The sequence below is a fragment of the Longimicrobium sp. genome (assembly GCA_036387335.1).
Taxonomy (GTDB): Bacteria; Gemmatimonadota; Gemmatimonadetes; order Longimicrobiales; family Longimicrobiaceae; genus Longimicrobium.
The window spans coordinates 1-5676 of the sequence record DASVTZ010000017.1 but is presented as its reverse complement, the minus strand read 5'-3'; the positions used below and the strand labels follow the sequence as shown (position 1 = coordinate 5676).

The 5676-nt window shown below is 68.6% G+C and carries 5 protein-coding genes; 3 read left to right on the top strand and 2 right to left on the bottom strand.

Annotated elements, in window-relative coordinates:
• Positions 1-2095 (bottom strand): phosphoenolpyruvate carboxylase (locus VF647_01680; GenBank protein HEX8450772.1); only part of this gene is annotated, 2095 nt, incomplete at its 3' end.
• A 194-nt stretch (positions 2096-2289) separates the two neighbouring features.
• Between VF647_01680 and VF647_01675 the strand changes: the two genes are divergently transcribed.
• Positions 2290-2952, top strand: coding sequence for a hypothetical protein (locus tag VF647_01675; GenBank protein HEX8450771.1), 663 nt, complete (start codon positions 2290-2292; stop codon positions 2950-2952).
• 209 nt (positions 2953-3161) lie between these two features.
• Here VF647_01675 and VF647_01670 read toward each other — a convergent pair whose 3' ends face one another.
• Positions 3162-3431, bottom strand: coding sequence for a hypothetical protein (locus tag VF647_01670; GenBank protein ID HEX8450770.1), 270 nt, complete (start codon positions 3429-3431; stop codon positions 3162-3164).
• A gap of 66 nt (positions 3432-3497) precedes the next feature.
• Here VF647_01670 and VF647_01665 point away from each other — a divergent pair, with 66 nt between their 5' ends.
• Together VF647_01665 and VF647_01660 are read left to right on the top strand one after the other, a co-directional pair.
• Positions 3498-4067 (top strand): HD domain-containing protein, encoded by a 570-nt coding sequence (locus VF647_01665; protein ID HEX8450769.1) that lies wholly within the window; start codon positions 3498-3500, stop codon positions 4065-4067.
• 105 nt (positions 4068-4172) lie between these two features.
• Positions 4173-5171 carry a rod shape-determining protein gene (locus VF647_01660; GenBank protein ID HEX8450768.1) on the top strand — a complete coding sequence of 333 codons (999 nt, stop codon included), beginning with the start codon at positions 4173-4175 and terminating at the stop codon, positions 5169-5171.
• Positions 5172-5676: the final 505 nt, after the last annotated feature.

Below are 5676 nucleotides of genomic sequence, written 5' to 3'. Positions count from 1 at the left end.
CGGCCGACATCGTCTCCATCCCCTCTTCCCAGCGCGCGTCGTGCGGCGCGGGGCCGGCGCCGCGGGCGAGGATGTCGAGCGAGGCCGCGATCATCAACTCCAGGCTGCGCTCGGCCAGCACCGTGTCCGCGTACTTCCAGTTGAGCACCTCGCCCTGCTCGGTGATCCTCAGCTCCCCCTCGAAGGCGCCCGGCGGCTGCGCGCTGATGGCCCGGTGCGTGGGCCCGCCGCCGCGCCCCACCGTCCCCCCGCGCCCGTGGAAGAGGCGCAGGCGCACGCCGCACTCGCGCGCCACCTCGTGCAGCGTGCGGTGCGCCTTGTAGATCTCCCAGGTGCTGGTGAGCATCCCCCCGTCCTTGTTGGAATCGGAGTAGCCCAGCATCACCTCCTGGCGCCGCTCCCACGAGTCCAGCAGGCGCGCGTAATCGGGGCGCGTCCACAGCTCGCGGCAGATCGCGGGGCAGTTGCGCAGGTCTTCGATGGATTCGAAGAGCGGAACCAGCATCAGCCCCGGATCGCCTTCGGACGCCTGGACCGCGACCCCCGCCATCTCGGCGAGGCGCACGACGGTCAGCACGTCCTCGACCGAGGTGGCGCCGCTGATGACGTACTGCTGGATCGCCTCGGGCGGGAAGGCGCGCTTGAGGTCGGCGATGGCTCGCATGGTGTCCAGCAGCTTGATCGCGTCCTCGGATGGCGCTTCGGGGAGCGCGTCGGCGCCGCGGGCCAGCAGCTCGGCGCGGGCGCGCTCGTGGATGCGCGCGTGCTGGCGGATGTCGAGCACGTGCAGGTGGAAGCCGAACGTCTCCACCTGGCGCAGGATGGGGCCGATGAGGAGGCGCGCCAGCCGCTCGCCGCGGTTGGCCACGAGGCTCTCGCGCACCAGCCACAGGTCGCGGAGGAAGGCGGCGGCGTCCGGATAGGCGGCGGGGTTCGCGGGGTCGTTGCGCGCGGCGCTCAGGCGGCCGCCCACGTAGCCCATGAAGCGGCGGTACACCTCGGTCGTCGAGCGCGTCTCCGGGTGCGGGTCGAGCGAGGGGATCGTCTCCGCGTAGTGGTCCAGCGCCGCGCGCAGCTCGGGGCTTACCTCCACCTGCCGGGTGGAGGCGCTCAGCCGCTCGGTCAGCTCCTCCAGCGCTGCGACGTAGTAGTCCAGGATGGTCTCGCGGGCGAGCTGCAGCGCCTCGCGCGTGACCTGCGGGGTGACGAAGGGATTTCCGTCGCGGTCGCCGCCGATCCAGGAGCCGAAGCGCACCACCTGCGGAAGCGTGCACGGCGGGATGGGCTCGCCGTACGTGGCCTCGAAGGCGTCGGCGATCTCGAAGTAGAGGCCCGGCAGGGTGGGGATGAGGACGCGCGGGTAGTAGTCGAGCCCCATGCGGATCTCGTCCGTCACGGCGGGCTGGCGGCGGCGCACCTCGTCGGTCTGCCAGAGCGCGGTGATCTCGGCGGCGATGGCGGCTTCCTGCAGCGCGGCCTCGGCGCCGGTGAGCGGCAGGCGGTCGAGCCGCTCCAGCGATTCGGCGATGCGGCCGCGCTTGAAGAGCACCGTGCGGCGCGACACCTCGGTGGGGTGCGCCGTGAAGACGGGAACGACCAGGATGCGCGCCAGGAACTCCAGCGCAGCATCCTTGCCGACCCCGGAGTCGCGCAGGCGCTGGAGGGTGCCGCGGATGGTGCCCGCCTGCGACGGCGCGCCCGGCTGCAGCTGCGCGCCCCGCCGGCGGCGCTTGCGGTGCTGCGTCTCCGCGAGGTTGGTGAGGTCGAAGTAGATGGAGAACGCCTTGGTGAGCCGGTACGCCTCCCCCAGCTCCAGCCCGGCCACGATGCGCTCCGCGTCGCGCATCCGGTCGTCGTCCGTGATTCCCGTGCCCTCGTCCTCCAGCTCGCGGTGGCCCATGGCCAGGTGGCGAAGCTGCTCGACGGCCTGGAAAAGCGCGTCGCCCTCCTGCTCGCGGATCACCTGGCCCAGCAGCCGGCCCAGCGAGCGCACGTCGCGGCGCAGCGGGGCTTCCTTGAGCCGCGCGTCTTCGGCCGTGAGCTCGGCGAGGCGCTGCGCCTGCGATTCGGCGTTCCAGAGTAGCTCTTCGGACATTCGGGGTTCGGTGGAAGCTTGATGGCCGTTCTCAGATCCTTGCGTGGACTGCAACTGCCTGGCCTCCGCGTGGTGCCCCGGACGGAACTCGCGGCGTCCCTTCTGGTATTCCGTCGCACCTGCAGGCGACAACGGCAGTCTGCTTCACGAGTTAAGGGGAACCCGCTTTCGGGTTCCTGGAGGGCATATTCGTCATGGGAATGGAAGTTTGGATCGGCTGGATGGGCTTCGCGGGGACCATGCTGCTCGTAGCGGTGGGTCTCCTCAATTTTTCCGTTTTCCGCGAGCAGCTCCGCATCGCGCGGGAGCAGATCGACACGGCGCTGCGCCAGCTGGAGCTCGCGCAGCAGCAGCCGGACATGCACCTGATTCAGCGCGCGATCACGGAGACCTCAGACCACGTGCGCCTGCTGGTGGAGCGCCCCTATCTGCGCCCGTACTTTTACGACGACGCGGTGTGGCGCCCGGGCGACGCGGCGAGCGAGGACGAGGTGAAGGCGATGGCGGAGCTCATCCTCAACAACTTCGCGTCGGCGCTGATGCACTCGGCGGCGTTTCCGCAGTACCCGGTGCGCGGCATCGACCGCTCCATCATGTTCCACATGCGCCACAGCCCGGTTCTGCGCGATCAGCTGATGGCCACCTTCGACCGCTTCCCGTTCAGCGGCCTCACCTTCCTCTGCCTCAAGCACGAGACGGCGGAGGGCGTCGAGGCCGACCTGCACGCGCTGATCGGGATGGAGGGCCTGGACCGCCGCGAAAAGGAGCGCCGCGAGGAGCTTCTCCAGATCTTCCGCGACTCCGAGACGCACGAGGCCATGGAGTTTACCGCGCTCAGCATGCAGAAGCGCCGCTGACGAACAGCAGGGCTCACGCGGAGGCGCGGAGACGCGGGAGAGCACGACAACTGCATGGCTCACACAGAGACACAGAGCCACAGAGCCACAGAGAGAACAACTGAAGAAAGTTCTCCGTGGCTGCGGTTCCCTGTGTGTGAGGCTTTTCTCTGTTGTTCTCTCTCTGCGTCTCCGCGCCTCCGCGTGAGACTGCTGTTTGCTGTTTCGTCCTAACGCAGCGGCTTCTTGAAGTTGCGAAAGATGGCGCGCACGAACTCCTCGCCGTCCCGGCCGTTCTGATAGGTGGCGTGGAGGAAGGAGAGGACGCGCGCGGCGGGGCCGTCGAACTCCCACTCCACCATCTCGAAGTTGCAGTTGGTCAGCGACATCTCCGCCGTCGCGGAGTACACCAGCACGCAGCGGCGAAAGGTGCAGTTCGTGTAGCTGTTGCCGTCCAGCACCACCCGCTCGTCCTGAAAGGCCTGATTCTCTATGTTCATCGCTCGCCGAGTCTGTGGGGAAAAGGAGCCCGACAGAGTAACACGCCCAACCGCCCCGGTCCACGCATGGAGCCGTCCGAGCTCGAGCAGATCCTGACCTTCCTCCGCGCCACGGAGCAGCTCAAGAACACGCACCGCAACTCGTGGACGTCCGAGGGGCGCCGCGAGAGCGTGGCCGAGCACACCTGGCGCCTCTGCCTCATGGCGATGCTCCTCGCGGACCAGTACCCGGACGTCAGCTTCGCGCGCCTGGTGAAGATCTGCATCGTCCACGACCTGGGCGAGGCGATCGGCGGCGACATCCCGGCCGTCCACCAGACCGCCGGGGCGGGGAAGGCGGAGCAGGAGCGCCGCGACCTCCTCCAGCTCCTGGAGCCCCTCCCGCCGCGGCTGCGGGATGAGATCACGAGCCTGTGGGACGAGTACGAGGAAGCGCGCACCCCCGAGGCCCGCCTCGCCAAGGCGCTGGACAAGCTGGAGACGATCCTCCAGCACAACCAGGGCGAGAACCCGGCCGGCTTCGACTACCGCTTCAACCTGGACTACGGCAAGCGCTACACCGCCATCGACCCGCTCGTCACCACCATCCGCGAGATCCTGGACCGCGACACCGAGCGCCGCGCCAACGACGGGTGAGATGTAGCAGTTGGCGTCTCAGAGCCCCCGGATTCGCACCCCATCGTCCGGCGCGTTAGATTGGGCGCGCGCACCAAGTCGCACCTACTTTTCGAGATGAGCTGAATGGCGGATATCGCAGTCGATCTGGGCACCGCGAACACCCTGATCCAGGTCAAGGGGCAGGGAGTCGTCCTCAACGAGCCGTCCGTGGTGGCGGTGGACAGGGCCAGCGGCAAGCTCGTGGCCGCCGGCCTCGACGCCAAGCGGATGCTGGGCCGCACGCCGATGGGCGTCATCGCGTCGCGCCCCATGCGCGACGGCGTCATCGCGGACGTGGACCAGGTGGAGATGATGCTTCGCCACTACCTGGGCCTCGTGCGCAGGCGCGGGCCGTTCCAGCAGAAGCCGCGCGTGGTGGTCGGCGTCCCTTCCGGCATTACGGAGTTGGAGCGGCGAGCCGTGCGCCAGGCCGTGCTCGCCGCCGGCGCCCGCGAAGTCTTCCTCATCGCGGAGCCGATGGCCGCGGCGATCGGCGTGGGGCTTCCCGTCACCGCACCCACGGCCAGCATGGTCGTCAACGTCGGCGGCGGCACCACGGAGATCGGCGTCATCGCCCTTTCCGGCCTCGTCGCCGAGCGCTCCGTGCGCGTGGCGGGGAACGAGATGGACGACGCCATCGTCGCTGCCCTCCGCAAGCAGCACAACCTCCTCATCGGCGAAGCGACCGCCGAGGCGATCAAGATGCAGATCGGCTCCGCCCTCCCGCTGCAGGAAGAGCAGGTGATGGACGCCACCGGCCGCGACCTGGTGACGGGGATCCCCGCCAGCGTCCGCCTGCACTCCGAGGAGGTGCGCGAGCTGATCCGCGAACCGATTCGGGTGATCGTGGCCGCCGTGCGCGCCGCCCTCGAGGTGGCCCCGCCCGAGCTCTCCTCGGACCTGGTGGACAGTGGGATGGTGCTGACGGGCGGCGGCTCGCTGATCCGCGGCCTCGACCGCCTCCTGACGCAGGAGACCGGCCTCCCCGTGCGCCGCGATCCGGACCCCATGACCTGCGTCGTCCGCGGCGCCGGGATGGTGCTCGACGAGTGGTCGAAGTACCAGGCCGTTCTTTCGCTCTGACGGGGAACCGACTGTATAGAGTCGTGTACAGGGACGGGCCCGCATAAAAACGCGGGTTGACGACTCCGGACCAGCGGTTTATAATCTGCGCCCCTGATGAACGCCGCGTGCGGCGGGGGGTTGACCGCTCGTCAGAAGAGGTTTACGTTGTAGGGCTCCACCGGACAAGCTGCCGGTCGCGAGGGTGGATGCGGAAACGCTAGTTTTCATCCCTTGACGATCCGGGATAAACCGAGTAGCTTCAAGGAGTTCGCCGCGGATCGGGTGCGGCGGAAGTTGGAAAAAACGGGGGTTGACGGATCAGCAACGCCCGTTTAGATTGAAGGACTGCGCGACGGGCCGGGTGAAACTGGCTGGGTTGCCCTGAAGACGCGGCAGAAGCCGCGCGGAAGTTTTGACAAATCGGGTATTGGGGAGTGCTTTGTGCAGCCCGCGACTAGGAATTGCGGAGCGGCCGTGTGGCACGTCAGCCGGGGGCGTCACGTCTCCCGCGGTGCCTGCAGGT